Here is a 19,301-nt window from a genome sequence, read left to right as displayed (position 1 = left end):
AGAAGGAGAAGCATTCCCATGGGACGTCCCATCGTCGCCATCACCATGGGCGACGCCGCCGGCGTCGGCCCCGAGGTCGTGGTCAAGGCACTCGCCGCGGCCGACCTCTACCGCACCTGCCGCCCGCTGGTCGTCGGCGACGCCGCGCGGCTGCGCAAGGCGATCGGCATCACCGGTGTGGCACTGGAGGTGCGGACCGTCGAGGCGCCCGAGGACGGCGGCTACACGCCGGGCGTCATCGACTGCCTCGACCTCGGCGTGATCCCCGAGGACCTGCCCTTCGGCGAGCTGTCGCCGGTCGCCGGCGACGGTGCGTACCAGTTCGTCAAGACCGCCACCGAGCTGGCCGTCGCGGGCCGCGTGCACGCCATCTGCACCGCGCCGCTCAACAAGGAGGCGCTGCACGCCGCCGGGCACCGCTATCCCGGGCACACCGAGCTGCTCGCCGCGCTCACCGGCACGCCCGAGGTGTCGATGATGCTGTCCGCGCCGAAGCTGCGCGTGGTGCACGTGACCACGCACATCGGGCTCGTGGACGCCGTCGCGAAGATCGAGCCGGGCCTGGTCGCCCGCACGATCCGCCGCGGGCACGAGACGCTGCGCAAGTCCGGGATCGAGCGCCCGCACATCGCCGTGTGCGGCATCAACCCGCACGCGGGGGAGAACGGGCTGTTCGGGCACGGCGAGGAAGAGGACAAGATCGTGCCCGCCGTCGCCGAGTGCCGCGCCGAGGGCATCGACGTGGACGGGCCGCTGCCCGCCGACACCGTGTTCTTCCGCGCCGTGCGCGGTGACTTCGACCTGGTCGTCGCGATGTACCACGACCAGGGCCACGGCCCGGTCAAGGTGCTGGGGCTCGACGCGGGCGTCAACATTACGATCGGGCTGCCGGTGATCAGGACCAGCGTCGACCACGGCACGGCGTTCGACATCGCGGGCACCGGCGCCGCGGACGAGGCGAGCATGCTCGAAGCGCTGCGGCAGGCGGTCGAGCTGGCACCCGAGGTGGAGGAGGACAAGGCGTCGTGAACGCGCGCACGCGGCGGGAGGCGATCCGCGACCTGCTGCGGACCCGGCCGGTCGGGGTCGACGAGCTCGCCGTGCGCTTCGACGTCACCGCGTCCACCATCCGCCGCGATCTCGCCGTGCTGACCGAGGCCGGCGAGATCGTGCGCACCTACGGCGGTGCGCTCGCGCCCGGCGGCGAGGAACAACCGCTGCACGAGCGCGAAACCCTCGGCGGGGTGGAGAAGGCCGCCATCGCCCGCGAGGCCGAGCGGCACATCAAGCCGGGGCAGCTGCTGTTCTTCGACGCGGGCACCACGGTCGGCGCGCTCGCCGCAAGGCTCACGTCGTGGCAGGGGATCACCGTCGCCTCGACGGGGCTGACGACGCTCAACGCACTCGCCGACGCCGAGGGCGTCGAGCTGATCGCTCTCGGCGGCGTGGTGCGCCACATCAGCCAGAGCACCGTCGGCCCGCTGACCGAGCTGGTGCTCGACGTGCTGACCGCGGACGCGGTGTTCCTCAGCGGCGACGGCGTCACGGCCGACCGCGGTGTGTGCGAGGCGAGCGCCGAGCAGGTCGCGGTGAAGCGGCGGTTGATCGAGCAGGCCGGGGCCGTCTACGTGCTGGCCGACGCGAGCAAGCTCGGCCGCGCCAGCTCGCACTGGTGGACGCCGCTGCCGCCGGAGTGGACGTTGATCACCGACTCGTCGGCCACCGAGGAGCAGCTGGCCCCGTTCCGCGCCCTGCCCGGCGTCACGGTGCTGGTGGCGTGACGTCCGTTTCGCGCGCCAGCGCCGAATGCCGGCGCGAGTAGGCGAAGTACACCACCAGCCCGATCGCGAACCAGATCACGAACCGCAGCCACGTCTCCGGCTTGAGGAACGTGATGAGCCAGAGCGAGAACACCACGCCGATCGCCGGGACGACGGGCATGCCCGGCGTCCGGAACGTGCGCGGCAGGTCCGGCCGCCGGTACCGCAGCACGATCACCGCGACGCACACCACCACGAACGCCAGCAGGATGCCGATGTTGGTCAGCTCGGCGGCCTCGGCGATCGGCAGCAGCCCGGCGATGACCGCGGCGGCGACGCCGAGCACCCACGTCATGCGCGTCGGCACGTGGCGCGTGGGGTGGGTGCCGGAGAACCACTTCGGCAGCAGGCCGTCGCGGCTCATCGAGTAGCCGACGCGGGTGGCGCCGAGCAGGAACGTGAACAACACGGTGAGGATGCCGAGTATCGCGCCGACCGCGATCACCGCGCCCAGCGCGTTGAGCCCGACCGACGCGAACGCGCTGGAGAAAGCGCTTTCAGCGTCGATGTCGCGGTAGTTGACCATGCCGGTGAGCACCAGGCACGCCAGCACGTAGAGCACCATCGAGATGCCCAGCGAGTACAGGATCGCCTTGGGCATGTGCTTCTGCGAGTCGCGTGACTCCTCGGCGGCGGTGGACATCGCGTCGTAGCCGAACACGGCGAAGAACACCGTCGCCGCACCGGTGAAGGCGCCGCCGATGCCGAACGGGAAGAAGTCCGCCCAGTTCCCCGTCTTGACGTGGAACGCGCCGACGACGATGACGAGCAGCACCAGCGCGATCTTCAGGTACACCAGCAGCGTCTCGAACCGCGCCGCCGAGCGCATGCCGAGGTTGAGCACGAACGCGATCAGCAGGCACAGCACCACCGCGAACAGGTCCACCTTGTACGACCCCGACGGCACGCCCTCCGGTTCGGTACCCGGTGCGCCGGACATCCACAGCGGCAGCTCGACGTGCAGGAAACCCAGCAGGTCGTTGAAGTAACCCGAGATGCCGATCGCCACCACGGCGACGATCGCCGTGTACTCCAGCAGCAGGTCCCAGCCGATGAACCAGCCGACCAGCTCGCCCAGCACCGCGTAGCCGTAGGTGTAGGCGGAACCGGCGCGGGGGATGAGCCCGGCGAACTCGGCGTAGGAGAACGCCGCCGCCGCGCTGGCGATCCCGGCGACGAGGAACGAGATCAGCACCGCGGGTCCCGCGGTCTCGTGCGCGACCGCGCCCGCCAGCGAGAAGATCCCGGCGCCGATGATCCCGCCGATCCCGATCGCCGTCAGCTGCCACAGCCCGAGCGTCCGCTGCAGGCCGCCGGTCTCGACGGCCTCGATCTGTTCGATGGGCTTGCGGCGGAACACCCCGCGGTCGGCCACGGCCACCACCCCGATCCTGTTCGTCCTGCTTGTCCGGGGGGAAGTTACCCACCGGAACGCGAACTGGTCCAGTCCTCAGCGGTAGTCGGGCTTGAGCCGCAGGCCCTGGGCCCGGCCCGCCTCCGCGGCGGGACGCCGGGTGGCGGGGTCGAGCGGGTTCGTGCCCACCGCTTCGCGCGACGCTTCGTCCGGCTCGACGACCGCGACCTCCGCGCCGGCCGCGCGCAGCTCCCCGACCGCAGTGGCCAGCGGCTTTTCGCTCGGCAGCAGCTCCGTCTCGCCCATCGGCGCGAGCACCAGCACCCGGGACGCCCCGGCCGCGTAGTCCGCGTTGGCGTTGGACCGCACCCCGCCGTCGACGTACCGGCGCCCGCCGATCGTCACCGGCGGCCACACCCCGGGCACGGCGCAGCTGGCGGCCACGGCGTCGACGAGGCTCACGCCCGAGGTGCCGTCGAACACGGTGGGCTCGCCGGTCTCCGCGTCGATCGCGACGATCTTGAGCGTCCGGGAGGGCCACTCGTGCGAGGGCAGCCGCGACTCGATGACCGCGCGGCGCTCGGCCTCGGACACGGTGTCCGCGGTCAGGGCGAAACCCCCGATGGCGCGCCGGATTTCGGCGGGATCGGTGGCGCCGCCGAGCAGTTCCGCCATCTGCTGCCCGAAGCGCTCGAAGTCCACCTCGGCCATGATCTCGGCCGACTGCAGCTCCGGTTCGGTCTGCCGCGCGTACAGCCGCGGCAGGGGCAGCCCGCTGCCGAGCTGTGCCGCCACGGTGGAACCCGCGGACGTGCCCACGAGCACGTCGGCCCCGGTGACGTCGTGCCCCGCCTCGGCCAGCCCCGTCAGCAGCCCGGTGAGCCAGGCGATCCCGCCGACCCCACCACCACCCAGCACCAGCGCCTCGGTCATCTCCCGTCCTCCCTCGCCGCGTCCCGGTCTCAGAAGTGAGACTCCGGCGGGGGCGCGGCGTCCGTAGCGTAACCGGCAGGCCGATGGAGGGAGCCGGATGACCGGGACGCTGGAGGGCACCGAAAACCACGTCGTCGAGTCGGTCCGGGTACCGATGCGCGACGGGGCGCGTCTGGCGGGACGGCTGCACCGCGCTCCGGGCGGGGCGCGGCCGGTGCTGCTCATCCGGACGCCCTACGCCGAACCGATGTCCCGCACGCTGCCCGTGCTGCCCGCGTTGGACGCCGGGTTTTCCGTGCTGGTCCAGGAATGCCGCGGCACCGGCCGGTCGGACGGGGAGCTGCGCACCTTCGAGAACGAGACGTCAGACGGCCTCGACACGCTCGCGTGGCTGGTGGCGCAGCCGTGGTGTGATGGCCGGATCGCGATGTTCGGCATGTCCTACCTGGGCATGGCGCAGCTCGCGGTGAGCGGGCACCGGCCGCCCGGGCTCGTCGCGCTCGCGCCCACCGTCACACCCGACGACTACCGCGACGGGCTGGTCTACCGGCAGGGCGCCTTCCAGCTCGGGCAGGCAGTCGGCTGGCACCTGCTCACCGCGGCCCAGCTCGCCGGCGGTCCCACGCCCGCGCTCGGCCGGCTGCTGGCCGATCCCGTCGCCGCCTACCGCACGCTCCCGCTCGCCGACCGGCCCGGGATCAGCGAGTTCCTGCCGAGCTGGCGCACGTGGCTCGACCGCGAGGACGACCCGGCGTACTGGCACGGCATCAGCTACGCGTCCCGCCGGGCGACCTGCCGACGCTGCACGTCGGCGGCTGGTTCGACCTGTTCCTGCGCGGCACGCTGGCCAACTTCACCGCGATGGGCGGGCACCTGGTCGTCGGCCCGTGGTCCCACGCCGACCAGTCCGGTGTCGCGGGCGAGGTCCTCCACCCCGGCGGCAGTGCGCAGGCGATCGGGCTCGAACAGCAGCAACTGCGGTTCCTGCGGGAACAGGCCGACGAGGTGCCGTCGTCACTGCCACCGGTGCGGCTCTACGTGATGGGCGCGGGCTGGCGCACCGAACAGGAGTGGCCGCCGGCCCGCACCGACTGGCAGACCTGGTACTTCGGCCCGGGAGGCACGCTTTCCCGGGAGCTGCCCGAGGCGGGCTCGGCTGAGTACGTCCACGACCCGCACGACCCGGTGCCGACGATCGGCGGCGCGATCCTGATGGCGGGCGGCCCGGACGGCGGGTTGTCGTGGCAGCCGGGTCAACGCGACCAGAGGCCGCTCGACGGGCGCACGGACATCCTCCGCTTCACCAGCCCGGCGCTGACCGAGGACGTCGAGGTGACCGGGCCACTCACGGTCGTGCTGCACGCTTCGACCTCCGCCGCGGACACCGACTTCACCGCCAAGCTCGTCGACGTGCACCCTGACGGCCGGGCGCTCAACGTCGCCGATGGCGTCGTGCGCGCCCGCTATCGGTCCGGAATGGACAGTCCGGGGCCCGTCGTGCCGGGCGAGGTCCACGAGTACGTGATCGACGTCGGCGCCACCAGCCTGGTTTTCCGCGCGGGGCACCGGATCCGCGTCGACATCGCCAGCTCGAACTTCCCGTGCTTCGACCGCAACTCCGGCAGCGGCAAGCCCGCCGGTGCGGTCACCGAGGCCGACTTCGTCTCCGCCACCCAGCGCGTCTTCTTCGGCCCACCACACCCCAGCGCCATCCGGCTGCCCGTGATCCCGTCTCCGGCAGGGAGGAACCAGTAGTGCTCGGCATCGGTATCAACCTCGGTTTCGGCAAGCTCCACCCCGACCTGACCGATCAGCAGATGTACGACGGCGAACTCGACGTCGCCGTGGCGGCGGACCGGCTCGGCTACGACGCGGTGTGGGTCGTCGAACACCACTTCTCCGACTACTCCGCCTGCCCGGACAACTTCGTCGTGCTGGCGAACCTCGCCGGGCGGACGACGCGGATCAAGCTCGGCACCGCCGCGGTGATCCTGCCGTGGAACGACCCGCTGCGCGTCGCGGAGAAGGCGCTGATGGTCGACACGATCTCCGGCGGGCGGTTGCTGCTGGGCTTCGGCCGCGGCCTGTCACGCACCGAGTACGTGCCCTTCCGCATCCCGCTCGACGAGACCCGCGAACGCTTCGACGAGGCCGCGCCGATGATCTTCGAGGCGCTGGAGACCGGGTTCATCGAGGGGGACGGGCCGTTCTACCCGCAGCCGAGGGCCGAGCTGCGGCCCCGGCCGCGCGGGTCGTTCCTCGACCGCCGGTACTGCGTCGCGGGTTCGCCGGATTCCGTTGTGATGGCGGCGAAGCTGCGGGCGCACCTGATGTCGTTCATCGTGCGGCCGGTGCCCGATCTGATGCCGACGTTCACGCGTTACCGCGAGCTGTACGAGGCCGAGCACGTTGAGACCGCGCCGCCCATCTCCTTGAACGTCAACATGTACTGCCACGCCGACGACGAACTGGCGCGCGAGCGGCACTTCGAGTACGTCAACCGGTTCTTCATGTCCAATGTGGAGCACTACGAGATGGCGGGCGAGCACTTCGCGGGCATCAAGGGCCACGAACGGTATGCGGCCAACGCGGCGTACTTCCGGGAGATCGGGCTGGAGAAGGCGGCGAACGACTACGCCGCGACCGCTTTGTGGGGCAACCCGGAGCGCATCCTCGGCCAGATCGAAGCGATCCGGGACGTGATCGGTGACTTCGAGCTGACGCTGGCCCCGGCGTTCGGCGGCATGCCCTACGACCAGGCGCACGCCAGCCTGGAGCTGTTCGCCCGCGAGGTGCTGCCCAAGGCACGTGGCCTGCGGGGCAAGCCGGTCGCGGCCTGAGCCTTTTGCCAGGCGGAAACCGGCGTTCCGGCGTCGCCGCGGCCGGTAACGTCGGGTAGATGGCAGCGCCGTCGGTGCCGCGCACGTCGGCCGAGTGGGCCCGGGTCCGCGAGGCGAAGCTGGACGTGCTGTCGCGTGACCCGTTCGCGGTCGATCCCGCGGACTACCCCGAGGTGCGGCGCGAGGTGGTCACGTCGTGGCGCCGCTCGATGCTCGCCGGGGTGGACCCGGCGGCGCGCGAGTACGTCTTCGACGCCGACTTCCGCCCTCGCACCCGGCTCGCCGCCGTCGCCCAGCCCATCATGGACCGGCTCTCCGACGAAATCGCCGACCTCGGCTCGTGGGGCTTCCTCGCCGACCGGGCGTGCCGGCTGCTCACCGTCGTGGTCGGCGACTTCCCCGAGGCCGGGCGCGTGCACCGGCAGAACCTGCGGCCGGGGCTGAGTTTCGCGGAGGAGCTGATGGGCACCAACGGGCTCGGCTGCGCCCACGAAACGCAGCAGGCGTTCATGATCTCCGGCACCGAGCACTTCCGCACCGACACCGAGATCATCACGACGACGGGTGTGATCCTCCGCGACCCGTTCACCAGGCGGTACGTGGGCACGCTGGGCGCGCACTGCCTGCGTGAGTACTCCACCACGGCACTGCTGCCGCTCGTCGCGGAGATCGGGCGGTCCATCGAGGCGCAGCTGCTGGCCAGCCGGACGGACGGGGAGCGCGAGTTCTTCGACGCGTTCTCCGCCGCACAGCGACGGCACCGCGGGCCGGTGGTCGGCGTGAGCAGCCGGTTGTGCGTGGTGAGCACGCGTGCGCGTGCCCTCGTGCACGAGGCGGACGAGGAACTGCTGCGGCGCCTCGCCGAGAAGTCTCGTGGCGGCCGCGTCCGGCTCAGCTCCGGGGTGACGGTGACGATCGACGTCGAACCCGTGCCCCAGCCACGGGGGGAGTTCGCGGCGGTGCTCGCGTTGCGGCCGGACACTTCCGGTGAGCCTGCCTGGGTTTCGGGCGATCCGATGGGCGATTTCCGGCGGCAGCTGTCGCGGGCGCTGGCGGAGGGCCACCCGGTCCTGCTGACCGGTGAGCGTGGCAGCGGCAAGCGGTATCAGGCCAGGATGGCGTTGCGGGAGTACACGGAGTTCGACGGCGCACTCGCGCACCTGGACCCGGTGCGGTGGCTGCGTTCGCTTGACGCGGCGCTGCGCGGGCGGAAACCCGTGCTGCTGGGGCACCTCGGCGATGTGCCGCCCGAGTTGCGGGTCGCGGTCGCCGAGCTGATCGGTGGTGCTTCTTGCCGTGTCGTCGCCACCGTCCGGGAGGGCGGCACCTCGGTTGATGAGGGTTTCCCCGTGGTACTGGCGGTACCGCCACTGCGGGAGCGGCGGAGCGAGTTTGCGGCGCTGTGCGCCAGTTTGCTGGGAGAGGGCGTGACCCTCACACCCGGTGCCGCTGCCGCACTCGCGGCGAGCGACTGGCCGGGGAACGTGCGCGAGCTGCGGCAGGTCCTGGCCACCGCCCGTATCCGGGCGGCGGGGCCCCTGATCGACGTCCACGACCTGCCGGTCCGCGAAGCGCTGGACGAGGTGCGGGCCGCCGAACGCCGCGTGCTGCTGGCCGCGTTGCGCGAGACCGGTGGCGACCGGGCGGCTACCGCGGCGCGGCTCGGGATCTCCCGTGCGACCCTGTACCGCAGGCTGAAGCGTTACGAGGTGCGCTGATGCCTCAGGGTTTCGGTAGCGGGGCGCGGGTTTCGCCGATGTCGGCGAACAGGTCACCGAGTTCCGCGACCCGTTCGAGCAAGTCATCGGCGGTGAAGACGAGGTCCCGCGCGCGGCGGCAGGCGCGGACCTCGTCCCATGAAACGGGCGTGGAGGCGGTGGGGTGTTCCCGGCCGCGCAGCGAGTATGGCGCCACCGTGGTCTTCGCCGGGTTGTTCTGGCTCCAGTCGATGAACACCTTGCCCGGGCGCAACGCCTTCGCCATCTTCGCGGTCACCAGCTCGGGCGTCTCCCGCGCGAACCGCTCGGCGACCGCCTTCGCGTAGGCGGACGGCGCGTCGGCGGACCGGGTGCGGATCCCGGCGTACACCTGCATCCCCTTCGAGCCGGATGTCTTCGCGTACGGTGTCAGCCCGTCCTCGCGCAGCACCTCGTACAACCGCTCCGCCACCCGGCAGCACTCGACGATCGTCGTGCCCTCACCGGGGTCGAGGTCGAACACGAGCCGGTCCGGCGGACGGCGCTTCGGCCCCGGTCCGACCGTCCACTGTGGAATGTGCAGCTCCAGTGCGGCCATGTTGGCCGCCCACACCAGCGCGGGCAGGTCGTCGATCAGCGGGTAGGAGATCGTGCCGCCCGAGCCGCGGGAGCCGGTGCTGGGCAGGAGGGCGGTGCGCAGCCAGTCCGGCGCCCCCTGCGGCGCGTTCTTCTCGAAGAACTGCTGGCCGCCCACGCCGTCGGGGTACCGGATGAACGTGACCGGCCGGCCGGCGAGGTGGGGGAGCAGCACGGGGGCGATGTGCGAGTAGTAGTTGACGACCTCACCCTTGGTGAACCCGTCGGGGAACATCGGCTTGTCCAGGTTGGACAGCGTCAGCCTGCGCTTTCCCGCCTGCACGGTGATCTTCTTCGGCGCGGGTTCGGGGGCCGGTCCGGGAGCCGGTGTGTTGCGGGGCGCGATCACCTCGGTGGTCTCCTTGTCCTGGCGAAGGCCTCGCCACGAAGTGTGCCGCAACCGGCCCGCGCCGCGCGTGAACTGCCGGTACCGCACCTCGCCGACGAGCACCGGCTCCACCCAGCGGGCCTTCGCGACGTCCTCGCGGGGCGGGGTCGCCGCGAACGGGTGGGTCCTGCGTGCCAGCCCTTCCAGTCGTTCCTGCAGGTCGGCCCGCTCCTGCTGGCTGAACCCGGTGCCGACGTCACCGATGTAGACGAGGTCGCCGGTGTCCGGGTCGTGCGCGCCGAGCAGGAGGCTGCCCAGGGTACCGGTGAACCCGCGCTGCCCCGGCCGCCAGCCGCACACGACCACCTCCTGCGTCCGGATGAACGGGTGCTTGAGCCACGAGTCAGGGCGGCGGCCGGGCACGTAGACGGAACTGCGCAGCTTCGCGATGAGGCCCTCGTAGCCTTCGCCGGCGGCCTGGTGCAGGACGTCCTGCGGGGTGTGCCCCCGCGCGGTCAGGTCGTCGAAGGTGATGGCGGGCACGAGCGTCACCAGGTCCGGCTCGGGCATCGGCAGCTCTTCGAGCAGCGCGCGCCGGCGGTCGTAGGGCTCGTCGAGCAGGCTCTCGCCGTCGAGCCGCAGCAGGTCGAAGGCCAGGAAGCGCACGCGCACGTCCTCGAACGGCTCTTCCCGGCGGGCGGTGCGGGACTTCTGGTAGCGCCCGCGCCGTTCCTGCAGCAGCCCGAAGTCGACCTTGCCGTCCTCGCCGCACGCGACGATCTCCCCGTCGAGCACCAGCGCCCGCCCGGGGTCGAGCACGCCGGTGAGGGTGGGGAACTCGCCGGTGAAGTCGATGCCGTTGCGGCTGGTGAGCACGGTCGTGCCGTCGGCCGCGACGCGCATGCAGCAGCGGTAGCCGTCGAGCTTGTACTCGTAGGCCCAGCCGGAGCCCGCACGCAGCCGCCCGCCGTCCGGCTTGGCCAGCATGGGCTCGACCCAGTCCGGGACGCGAGACCGGTCACCCCGAGCCACCGTGCGGCCCTCCCTTCCCCTGACCTGCTCCGACCGTAACTCGATCGGCCTAGCAGTGCGCGGCGGCGAACTCGCCTGGGTGTCCTGGGGGTTCCCGCGCGTGGCTGCCGGGGACGAACCAGACGCTGTGCGGCGTGCCGTTGCACAAGGCGCGGCTGGCCCAGTTCCCGCACGTGCTCTGGGTGGACGCGCTGGCCGACACGCGGGACGAGGGGATCGTGCCGTGCCGCCGCTGCACGGTGGCCGCCGGCGGGCGTGGCGGGACGCGTGTGAACCCGAGGTCTTGACAGTTCGTCTGGATCTCGGACGAGTTGTATAGGCTGAGCGGGTGACGACCCCGTTCCTGGCACTGGACCTGCCGAAAGTCGAAGCGAACATCGCCCGGCTGCGCACCCGTCTCGCGGCTCTGGGCGGCACCTTACGGCCGCACCTGAAGACCGCGAAGTCCGTGGAGGTGGCCCGGCTGCTGTTCGACGGCGGCTCGGGGCCGATCACCGTGTCGACGCTCGCCGAGGCCGAGGCGTTCGCGGACGCCGGGTTCACCGACATCCTGTACGCCGTCGGCATCGCGCCGGGGAAGCTGGAGCGCGTCACCGCGCTGCGGCGGCGTGGCGTGGACCTCGTGGTGCTGCTGGACAGCGTCGAGCAGGCGGCGGCCGTCGCCGAGGCGGGGGTGCCCGCCCTGATCGAGGTCGACTGTGACGGGCACCGCGGCGGCATCCTCCCCGGCGATCCCGCCGCGGCCAGGATCGCCGGAGTGCTAGGCGGAAACCTGCGCGGGGTGCTGACGCACGCGGGGGAGTCGTACTTCTCGTACAGCCCGGCCGCGCTGACGGCCGACGCCGAAGCCGAACGGCAGGCGGCCGTGCGCGTGGCGGAGGACCTGCGCGCGGCGGGGCACGAGGTGCCGGTGGTCAGCGTCGGATCGACACCGACTGCGCATTTCGCGGCGGACCTCAGCGGGGTCACCGAGGTCCGCGCGGGCAACTTCGTGTTCTTCGATCTTGTCATGGCGGGGATCGGGGTGTGCGGGCTCGACGACATCGCGCTGTCCGTCGAGGTGACGGTGATCGGCCACCGCCCCGGCAAGGGCTGGATCCTCACCGACGGCGGCTGGATGGCGCTGTCCCGTGACCGCGGCACGGCGGCGCAGCCGGTCGACCAGGGCTACGGCGTCGTGACGGACCTCGACGGCAGGCCGTACCCGGACCTGCTGATGACCGGCGCGAGCCAGGAGCACGGCATCCTGTCCGTCCGGCCCGGCAGCGGCGCCGCGCTGCCGGACCTGCCCGTCGGCACGCGGGTCCGCATCCTGCCCAACCACGCCTGCGCGACGGCCGCCCAGTTCGACGAGTACCACCTCACCGGCAGTGGGGTGGTGTGGTCGCGGATCCGGGGCTGGTGAGCGGGTGGTTCAGTCCATCGCCAGGACGAAGCGGTAGCGCACGTCGTTGCGGGCCAGGCGGTCCAGTGCGGTGTTGACCTCGGCCGCGGGCAGCACCTCGACGTCCGCGGTGATGCCGTGCGCCGCGCAGAACTCCAGCATCTCCTGTGTCCTCCGCGTGCCGCCGCTGCCCGACGCCGCGAGGTTCTTCGCGCCGATGAGCAGCGCCAGCGCTTCCGGCTCGTACCGGTCCGGGATGCCGAGCATGCACAGCGTCCCGCCGCCCCGCAGCGCCCGCAGGTACGGCGACGGATCATGCTTCGCCGACACCGTGTTCAGGATGAAATCGAAGCGCCCCAAGCGATCCGTCATCGCCGCGGCGTCCGTCGACACCACCACGTCGTCCGCACCGAGCACACGGGCCGCGGCCTCCTTGCCCGGTGACGTGGTGAACACCGTGACCTCCGCGCCGAGCGCCTTCGCGAACTTCACCGCGAGGTGCCCCAGCCCGCCGAGGCCCACCACGCCGACCCGCATCCCGGGGCCGATCTGCCACCGGCGCAGCGGTTCCCACGTCGTCACCCCCGCACACATCAACGGCGCGGCGCCGGCCGGGTCGAGCCCGTCGGGCAGGGCGTACACGAACTTCTCGGTCACCACGTACTCGCTCGAGTAGGCGCCGCGCTGGGGCAGCCCGTCGCGCCGGTCGACGCCGAGGTACGTCATCGTCGGGAACTCGGCGCAGTAGTTCTCCTGCGAGTCCAGGCAGTAGTCGCACTTCCCGCAGGAATCCACGATGTTGCCCACCGCCACCACGTCACCGACCGCGAAGCGCGTCACCTCCGAGCCGACGGCGCTCACCTCGCCGACGAACTCGTGCCCCGGCACCAGCGGGAACTCGGCGGCGGGCGAGTCCTCGACCGCGTGCAGGTCGGTGTGGCACACGCCGACGTAGCGCACCCGGACCGCGACGTCGTCGGGCCGCAGGTCGCGGCGCTCGAACTGCCACGGGGCCAGCGGGGCGCCCGCCGCGGGAGCGGCGTAGCCGGTCACAGAACGCATGGACTCTCCTAAGAAACAAACTGGTTGGTTTCTTCGAAGGTAGGCCTCGGTGTGGCCGCTGTCAAACAAACCGGTTGGTTACCATGGGCGGGTGCGAGACGGAGAAGCGACCCGGCGGCGGCTGCTCGACGCGGCCGTCGCGGAGTTCGCCGCACACGGCGTCGCCGGGGCCAGGGTGGACCGGATCGCCGCGGCGGCGCGGGCCAACAAGGCGCAGCTGTACGCGTATTTCGGCAGCAAGGAGAAGCTGTTCGACACCGTGCTGTGGGACAGGGTGGAGCGCAACGTGGACTCCGTCCCGCTCACCGGCGACGACCTGCCGGGCTACGCGACGCGGCTCTACGACGCCTACCTGGAGGACCCGGAGCTGATCCGGCTGGCGACCTGGGCGCGGCTGGAGCGGGTGCCGGAGGGGGACCTGTTCGCCCACGTCGAGGGGCACTACGCCGACAAGCTCGCGGTGATCGCGCAGGCGCAGCGCGACGGCCGGATCGCGGCGGACCTGACCCCGCTGGACCTGCACTCGATGGTGATCGCGCTGGCGATGACGTGGTCCCCGGCGAGCATCACGATCGCGGCGGGGCGCCAGGAGGACGAGTCCGTCCACACGCGACGGAAGCAGGCACTCGCCGCGACGGTGCGGCGAGCCTTCGCACCCTGAGGCGGCTTGGCGGCCAAGGCGCGGTCGGCGGCGGAAGCCACCGTGCCGCGGCGGACCCGCGCCCGTGAGGCGCCGTCGCCGAAACACCACCGTCCACACGCGACAGAAGTCGCGATCCTCAGGACGCCTGGAAGAGTTCCGGGCTCGGCGGCACCAGCCGGACGCTGCGGCCCTCGCCGTCGAGCAACCGTCCCATCTGCTTGACCGTCCGCAGGCACACCGCCCGGTCCACCACCGTCAGCTCCCCGATGCGGCCCTGCACCGCCGCCTCCAGCGCCGGCAGTTCGTCGAGCGAGCGCAGCCACGCCATCAGCAGCAGGTTCCGCGACCCGGTGAGCGCGCAACACAACCGCACCTGGGGGAGCGCGGCGAGCGCCCGCCCGGCGGCGTCGAGGCCCGACGGAGGCACGCTCGCCCACAGGAACGCCGTCACGGGCGTGCCCGAGATCGACTGCGCGACCTCGCACCGCAGCCGCAACTGCCGTCCGGCGAGCAGCCGGTTCACCCGGCGCCGCGCGGTCGGCTCGCTGATCTCCGCCCGCTCGGCCAGCTCGGTGTAGGGCATCCGCCCGTCCTCGTGCAGCAGCCGGTACAGCCGCTGGTCGGTCCCGTCGACCTTGCCGCCGCGTGGCGCACGGACCGCGTCCTGCTCCGCTTCGAGCGCCGTCCGCTGTGCCGCGTCGAGGCTGCGCAACCGCCACCGGCTCGCCTCGCTGTAGCCGACCGTGCGCACCTCGCACCGGTACCCCCGCGCGGGCAGCGGCTCGATCGCCTCCCGCACGTAGTCCGCGACCGCGGCGGGAGTGGGCCGGGCCAGCACCGCGAGCAGGTTGTACGCGCCGGTCAGGTGGTGGACGTAGACGATCCGGTCGCGTTCGGCGAGTGCTGCGGTGACCTCGTCGAGGCGCCCCGGTAGGCAGTCGATCTCCACGTAGGCCATGCAGAACTCGCTGTGCCGCGCCGGCCCCAGCACACACGTCACCCACGCCAGCCCCGCCTCGTGCAGCCGCTGCCAGCGCCGGGCCGCCGTCGCCGCGTCGATGCCCAGCGCCCTGCCCAATCTTGACCACGAACCGCGGGGCGTCACCTGGACGGCGTTGATCAGCGCGAGATCGAGCTCGTCGACGGAATCCCGCATCAACCCCTCCTTCTCCAGCGAAAAATGACGGTATCAAGCAATCGCCGCTCGTTCAGGCAAGATTCACCGACTCTTGTCGCCATGGAAAGCGCAGGGAGGTTCGACCGGGTCGTGCGGGCCGCGGTCGAGCAGGACGTCCTCGGGCCGGGACAGCCCGTCGCCGGGTTCCTCGACGTGCCGGGGCTGCTGGGCTCCGTCCGCGACCTGTTCGCGGCCTTCGAGCAGGTGCCCGTGCTGCACACCTTCGCCGCGAAGGCCGCGGCGCTCGTGCCGGTGCTGCGGCTGCTCGCGGACGCCGGGATGGGCTGCGAGGTGGCCAGCCCCGGGGAGTACGCGCAGGCAGCGGCCGCCGGGTTCGACCCCGGGCGCATCGTGTTCGACTCGCCCGCCAAGACCCGTGCGGAACTCGCCCACGCGCTGTCGCTCGGCTCGGCCGTCAACGCCGACAACTTCGCCGAGCTCGACCGGATCGACGCGCTGCTCGCCACCACACCGAGCGCGTCCGCGCTGGGACTGCGCATCAACCCGCAGGTCGGCGCGGGCTCGATCGGCGCGATGAGCACGGCCTCGCGCGACTCGAAGTTCGGTGTCCCGCTTCGGGATCCCGGCGTCCGTGAGCGCGTGCTGGCCGCGTTCGCCGCGCGGCCGTGGCTCACCCGGCTCCACGTGCACGTCGGCTCGCAGGGCTGCCCGCTGGAGCTGATGGCCGAGGGCGTGCGCGTGGTGTACGACCTGGCGGAGGAGATCAACCGGGCCGCCGGACGGCAGCAGGTGACCGGGATCGACATCGGCGGCGGGCTGCCGGTCAACTTCTCCAGCGACAAGACCACTCCGACCTTCGCCGAGTACGCCGCGTTGCTTCGCGAGCGCGTGCCCGGGTTGTTCGACGGCCGCTACACGCTGGTCACCGAGTTCGGCCGGGCGTTGATCGCCAAGCACGGGTTCACCGCCGCGCTCGTGGAGTACGTCAAGGACGCCGGCGGGCGGCGGATCGCCGTGACGCACGCCGGGGCGCAGGTCGCGACGCGCACGGTGTTCATGCCCGAGTCGTGGCCGCTGCGGATCCAGGCGTTCGGGCCGGACGGGACCCGCAAACAGGGACCAGTGATCGTCCAGGACGTCGCCGGGCCGTGCTGCTTCGCGGGCGACATGCTCGCACGCGGACGTGAGCTGCCCGAACTCGTGCCCGGCGATCTCGTCGTGCTGCCCGACACCGGCGCGTACTACTTCTCCACGCCCTGGTCCTACAACAGCCTGCCGCGCCCGGCGGTCCACGGGTTCACCGCCACGACCGGGACGCCGCGGTTCACCCTCATCCGGAAGGAGCAGTCGATGGCCGAGATCGTCGCCGAAAGCGGCGGGGAGCACCGGGACGCCCTGGTCTCGCTCGCCGCACCGGACCTCGCACGGCTGGAGCGGGCATGACCGCCACGGCCGAGGCGAGCGCACCACCCGCTCCGTCGCGGCGGTTCGCCCCGGCGAACGTCGCGCGCTACGCGATCGCCGTCGCCGGGCTCGCCGCCAGCCTGGTGCTCGGGATCTTCGTGCACGCGCCGACCGTCTGGGGCCTGCTGCCCGTGGTGCTGTACGCGGTGCTGTCGCTGTCGGGGATGCACCTCCTGCTGGCGACGGCGTGCGCGCTGCTGTCCGGGATCCTGCTGGACCACCGCGCGCCCGCCGCGGTCGGCGACCTGCTCGGCAAGTCGCTCGGCGACACCGTGACGCTCATCGGTGTGATCGTCGTGCTCGGTGGCGCGCTCGGCGAGGTGCTGCGCGTGACCGGCGCGGCGGACGTGCTCGTGCGGGGCGTGCTGCGGCTGGTGCGGGGCAACAGCCGGATCGGGCTGCAGCTGGGCGTGATGGCGGCGAGCCTGGTGCTCGTGTTCGCGCTCGGCACGCTCGCCGGTGCGCTCGCGATCGCGGCCCCCATCGTCATCCCCGTCGTGGCACGGGCCGGGTTCACGCGCTCGGCCACCGCGAGCATGCTGTTCCTCGGCGGCTGTTCGGGGCTGGCGCTCGCACCGTTCGCCGGGTCCAACATCGCCATCCTCGACGCCGCGAAGGTCGGCTACGGCACGTACCTGCTCGTGGCCGCGGGCCCGCTCGCGGTGTTGTCGATCCTGTTGTCGCTGTTCGTCGTCCCGCGGGTGCAGCGCAAGTCGGCTGCTCGCGGCGACGACTTCTACCCGCCCGAACTGGTGGACCAGACCACCGACGCGCCCCACGGCCGCCGCGCGACCGTCGTGTTCGCCGTCGCGCTCGTGGCCGCCGTGGCGTATGCGACGATCAGCGGGTCCGGCACCAGTTTCCCGCTCGTCGCGCTGCCCGTGCTCGCCGTGGTGACCGCCGCCGCAGGTGGGCTGAGCGTCCGCGACACCGTGGCCGCGCTCGTGCGGGGCGGGGGCAGGCTGTTCGAGACGTTCCTGATGTTCTGGCTGCTGGCGGCGTTCTTCGCGATGGTCAACGAGCTCAAGCCCTACGACGTCCTGCTGGAGAAGTTCGGGCCGATGCTGCACGACATGCCCGCGCTGCCGTTCGCCGCGGGCGTGGCGATGCTGGGCTGGCTCGGGGTGCCCGGCGCGACCGCGGCCCACGTCGTGCTGCTGAACAAGGTGTTCGGCCCGCTCGGCGCGAGCATCGGGCTCACCCCGGCCGCCTGGGCCGTGACGTACCTGTGGGGGTCCAAAGCGGATACCTACGGGCCGTTCCCCAACGCCAACATGATGTCGGTGCTCGGGTTCGCCGAAAGCACGCGGCTGAAGACCCTGCTGGGCGTCGGCTGGCTCGTGCTGGTCCCGGCGGCCCTGCTGTACCTGGCCATCCTCACCGTGCTGCTGTAGAAGGGACCGCAATGCTGGACGTACTGCTGCGTGGCGCCACCGTCGCCGACGGGACCGGTGCCCCGCCACGCCGCGCCGACGTCGGGATCCGCGGCGACCGGATCGCGCTGGTCGGGGAAACCACCGAGGGCGCAAGGGAAACCGTCGACTGCGCGGGGCTGGTGCTCGCGCCCGGGTTCGTGGACCTGCACTCGCACGCGGACTTCTCGATCCGGCAGGCGCCGGTCGCGGAGGCGTGCCTGCGCCAGGGCGTCACCACGATCGTCACCGGGAACTGCGGCAGTTCGCCGTTCCCCGGTGTGCCCGGCGGGGACGCGAGCCTGACGACGATCTCCGAGCGGGACGCCGCGGTGTGGCCGGACTTCGCCGGTTTCGCCGCCGCTGTCGAGGAAAGCGAGCCGGCGATCAATGTCGCCGCGCTCGCCGGGCACGCCGCGTTGCGCAGCGCTGTCGCGGGGAACGAGCTGCGCGAACTGACCGCCGAGGAGCTGGCGCGCGTGTGCGAGCTGCTCGCCGAACAGGCCCGGCAGGGCGTGTTCGGGTTCTCCAGCGGGCTGATCTACGCGCCCGGTTCGTTCGCTCCGCCGCAGGAGCTCGTCGCACTCGCCGAGACCGCGGCGCGGGCTGGACTGCTGTACAGCACGCACATGCGCGACGAGGGTGACCACCTGCTCGACGCTGTGGAAGAGGCGCTCGAGACCGCCCGGCGCACGGGCGTGCGGCTGCAGATCTCGCACCTCAAGGCGATGGGGCCGGCCAACCACGGCAAGGTGCGCGAGGCGCTGAGCCGGATCCGCCAGGCCCGCACCGAAGGTCTCGACGTCGCCTGCGACGTGTACCCGTACGCCGCCTCCTCGACCCGGCTCAGCTCCCGGCTGCCGGACTGGGCGCTCGACGGGGGATTGCCTGCGCTCGTGTCGCGGCTGCACGACGGCGAAACCCGTGCCCGCATCCGGGAGGAACTGGACGCGCGCATCGGCCGCACCGTGCTGCCCGAGGGGACGGTGCTCGCGGCGCTGCCGCCGGGGCCCTACCGGAAGTGGGTCGGTTCCTCGCTCGCCGAGATCGCCGCCGCCGAGGGCCGTCCGCCCGCCGACACCGCGCTGGACGTCCTGCGGGAGCACGCGGGGGACGTGTGGATCGTCAACCACGCGATGGCGGAGTCCGATGTGGACACGGTGCTGGCCGACGAGCTCAGCGCGATCGCCAGCGACGGCTGGGTGCTCGACACCGGGCAGGGCGGGCACCCGCACCCGCGGCACTTCGGCACGTTCGCCCGCGCGCTCGGCGAGTACTCGCGGGAACGCGGCGTGGTGGGACTCGCCGAGGCGGTGCGCAAGTGCAGTGCGCTGCCCGCCGGCCGGATCGGCCTGACCGACCGCGGCACGATCGCGGAAGGCATGGTCGCCGATCTCACGGCGTTCGACGCCGGAACCGTGATCGACACGGCCACGTACGAGGCGCCGCTGTGCTACGCCACAGGCACAAGCCACGTGCTCGTCGGGGGCCGCTTCGCCTTGCGGGACGGCGAAGTCACGCGAGAGCGTCCTGGCCGGGTGCTACGGCGCTCGTGACG

16 protein-coding genes and 1 pseudogene are annotated in these 19,301 nt (G+C 72.2%); 12 read left to right on the top strand and 5 right to left on the bottom strand.

Annotated features, from left to right (window positions below; translation table 11 throughout):
• Positions 1-18 precede the first annotated feature (18 nt).
• Positions 19-1,029: a 4-hydroxythreonine-4-phosphate dehydrogenase PdxA gene (gene pdxA, locus BMZ92_RS09350; protein ID WP_091505364.1), complete on the top strand. Its 1,011-nt coding sequence runs from the start codon at positions 19-21 to the stop codon at positions 1,027-1,029.
• Positions 1,026-1,781: a DeoR/GlpR family DNA-binding transcription regulator gene (locus BMZ92_RS09345; RefSeq protein ID WP_091505363.1), complete on the top strand. Its 756-nt coding sequence runs from the start codon at positions 1,026-1,028 to the stop codon at positions 1,779-1,781. Before pdxA ends, BMZ92_RS09345 begins: the two co-directional genes overlap by 4 nt.
• Here the strand turns inward: BMZ92_RS09345 and BMZ92_RS09340 are convergent.
• Both BMZ92_RS09340 and BMZ92_RS09335 read right to left on the bottom strand, forming a co-directional pair.
• A complete protein-coding gene (locus tag BMZ92_RS09340; RefSeq protein ID WP_091505625.1) occupies positions 1,762-3,195 on the bottom strand; it encodes an amino acid permease in 1,434 nt (477 codons plus the stop codon). The two genes, BMZ92_RS09345 and BMZ92_RS09340, sit on opposite strands and share 20 nt — an antisense overlap.
• Positions 3,196-3,270: 75 nt before the next feature.
• The gene (locus BMZ92_RS09335) at positions 3,271-4,107 is read right to left on the bottom strand and encodes a patatin-like phospholipase family protein (RefSeq protein ID WP_091505362.1); all 837 of its coding nucleotides are present in this window, start codon (positions 4,105-4,107) and stop codon (positions 3,271-3,273) included.
• A gap of 97 nt (positions 4,108-4,204) precedes the next feature.
• Between BMZ92_RS09335 and BMZ92_RS38085 the strand changes: the two are divergent.
• From BMZ92_RS38085 to BMZ92_RS09315, 4 genes and pseudogenes are all read left to right on the top strand, one after another.
• Positions 4,205-4,831, top strand: a pseudogene (locus BMZ92_RS38085) (CocE/NonD family hydrolase); the annotation flags it as partial.
• Between the two features lie 2 nt (positions 4,832-4,833).
• Complete coding sequence (locus tag BMZ92_RS09325) at positions 4,834-5,862, top strand: CocE/NonD family hydrolase (protein ID WP_177228614.1); 1,029 nt, start codon at positions 4,834-4,836, stop codon at positions 5,860-5,862.
• Positions 5,862-6,947 carry an LLM class flavin-dependent oxidoreductase gene (locus BMZ92_RS09320; RefSeq protein ID WP_091505359.1) on the top strand — a complete coding sequence of 362 codons (1,086 nt, stop codon included), beginning with the start codon at positions 5,862-5,864 and terminating at the stop codon, positions 6,945-6,947. The genes BMZ92_RS09325 and BMZ92_RS09320 overlap by 1 nt, the downstream gene beginning before the upstream one ends.
• A gap of 59 nt (positions 6,948-7,006) precedes the next feature.
• On the top strand, positions 7,007-8,665 hold the full coding sequence (locus BMZ92_RS09315; protein WP_091505358.1) for a sigma-54-dependent Fis family transcriptional regulator: 1,659 nt from the start codon (positions 7,007-7,009) through the stop codon (positions 8,663-8,665).
• 4 nt (positions 8,666-8,669) lie between these two features.
• Here the strand turns inward: BMZ92_RS09315 and ligD are convergent, their stop codons facing one another.
• Entirely contained in the window at positions 8,670-10,640 is a 1,971-nt protein-coding gene (ligD, locus tag BMZ92_RS09310) for a DNA ligase D (RefSeq protein WP_245782973.1), read from the bottom strand.
• A 134-nt stretch (positions 10,641-10,774) separates the two neighbouring features.
• On the opposite strand from ligD, the gene BMZ92_RS09305 reads away from it, so the two are divergent.
• Both BMZ92_RS09305 and BMZ92_RS09300 read left to right on the top strand, forming a co-directional pair.
• Positions 10,775-10,927: a hypothetical protein gene (locus tag BMZ92_RS09305; RefSeq protein WP_245782972.1), complete on the top strand. Its 153-nt coding sequence runs from the start codon at positions 10,775-10,777 to the stop codon at positions 10,925-10,927.
• 41 nt (positions 10,928-10,968) lie between these two features.
• A complete protein-coding gene (locus BMZ92_RS09300) occupies positions 10,969-12,045 on the top strand; it encodes an alanine racemase (RefSeq protein ID WP_091505355.1) in 1,077 nt (358 codons plus the stop codon).
• A 9-nt stretch (positions 12,046-12,054) separates the two neighbouring features.
• On the opposite strand, the gene BMZ92_RS09295 is transcribed toward BMZ92_RS09300, so the two are convergent.
• Positions 12,055-13,086 (bottom strand): NAD(P)-dependent alcohol dehydrogenase, encoded by a 1,032-nt coding sequence (locus BMZ92_RS09295; protein ID WP_091505354.1) that lies wholly within the window; start codon positions 13,084-13,086, stop codon positions 12,055-12,057.
• A 91-nt stretch (positions 13,087-13,177) separates the two neighbouring features.
• Between BMZ92_RS09295 and BMZ92_RS09290 the strand changes: the two genes are divergently transcribed.
• Positions 13,178-13,747: a TetR family transcriptional regulator gene (locus BMZ92_RS09290; protein ID WP_091505353.1), complete on the top strand. Its 570-nt coding sequence runs from the start codon at positions 13,178-13,180 to the stop codon at positions 13,745-13,747.
• A 118-nt stretch (positions 13,748-13,865) separates the two neighbouring features.
• Here BMZ92_RS09290 and BMZ92_RS09285 read toward each other — a convergent pair whose 3' ends face one another.
• The gene (locus BMZ92_RS09285) at positions 13,866-14,885 is read right to left on the bottom strand and encodes an Lrp/AsnC family transcriptional regulator (RefSeq protein WP_091505352.1); all 1,020 of its coding nucleotides are present in this window, start codon (positions 14,883-14,885) and stop codon (positions 13,866-13,868) included.
• 81 nt (positions 14,886-14,966) lie between these two features.
• Here BMZ92_RS09285 and BMZ92_RS09280 point away from each other — a divergent pair, with 81 nt between their 5' ends.
• From BMZ92_RS09280 to BMZ92_RS09270, 3 genes are read left to right on the top strand one after another with little or no spacing between them, the layout of a single operon-like run.
• Positions 14,967-16,310 (top strand): type III PLP-dependent enzyme domain-containing protein, encoded by a 1,344-nt coding sequence (locus BMZ92_RS09280; RefSeq protein ID WP_091505351.1) that lies wholly within the window; start codon positions 14,967-14,969, stop codon positions 16,308-16,310.
• Positions 16,307-17,725 carry a Na+/H+ antiporter NhaC family protein gene (locus tag BMZ92_RS09275; protein WP_143249830.1) on the top strand — a complete coding sequence of 473 codons (1,419 nt, stop codon included), beginning with the start codon at positions 16,307-16,309 and terminating at the stop codon, positions 17,723-17,725. Before BMZ92_RS09280 ends, BMZ92_RS09275 begins: the two co-directional genes overlap by 4 nt.
• 11 nt (positions 17,726-17,736) lie before the next feature.
• Positions 17,737-19,299 (top strand): N-acyl-D-amino-acid deacylase family protein, encoded by a 1,563-nt coding sequence (locus tag BMZ92_RS09270; RefSeq protein WP_091505350.1) that lies wholly within the window; start codon positions 17,737-17,739, stop codon positions 19,297-19,299.
• The last annotated feature ends 2 nt before the right edge of the window (positions 19,300-19,301 follow it).

The sequence above is a fragment of the Amycolatopsis sacchari genome, assembly GCF_900114035.1.
Taxonomy (GTDB): Bacteria; Actinomycetota; Actinomycetes; order Mycobacteriales; family Pseudonocardiaceae; genus Amycolatopsis_E; species Amycolatopsis_E sacchari.
The sequence above is the reverse complement of the archived record's forward strand: the minus strand, read 5'-3'. Positions and strand labels throughout refer to the sequence as shown.

Coding starts and splice junctions, on each gene's coding strand:
- BMZ92_RS09295 (WP_091505354.1), bottom strand. CDS start 13,086: ATGCGTTCTGTGACCGGCTACGCCGCTCCCGCGGCGGGCGCCCCGCTG.
- pdxA (WP_091505364.1), top strand. CDS start 19: ATGGGACGTCCCATCGTCGCCATCACCATGGGCGACGCCGCCGGCGTC.
- BMZ92_RS09280 (WP_091505351.1), top strand. CDS start 14,967: ATGGAAAGCGCAGGGAGGTTCGACCGGGTCGTGCGGGCCGCGGTCGAG.
- BMZ92_RS09335 (WP_091505362.1), bottom strand. CDS start 4,107: ATGACCGAGGCGCTGGTGCTGGGTGGTGGTGGGGTCGGCGGGATCGCC.
- BMZ92_RS09270 (WP_091505350.1), top strand. CDS start 17,737: ATGCTGGACGTACTGCTGCGTGGCGCCACCGTCGCCGACGGGACCGGT.
- BMZ92_RS09285 (WP_091505352.1), bottom strand. CDS start 14,885: ATGCGGGATTCCGTCGACGAGCTCGATCTCGCGCTGATCAACGCCGTC.
- BMZ92_RS09315 (WP_091505358.1), top strand. CDS start 7,007: ATGGCAGCGCCGTCGGTGCCGCGCACGTCGGCCGAGTGGGCCCGGGTC.
- BMZ92_RS09275 (WP_143249830.1), top strand. CDS start 16,307: ATGACCGCCACGGCCGAGGCGAGCGCACCACCCGCTCCGTCGCGGCGG.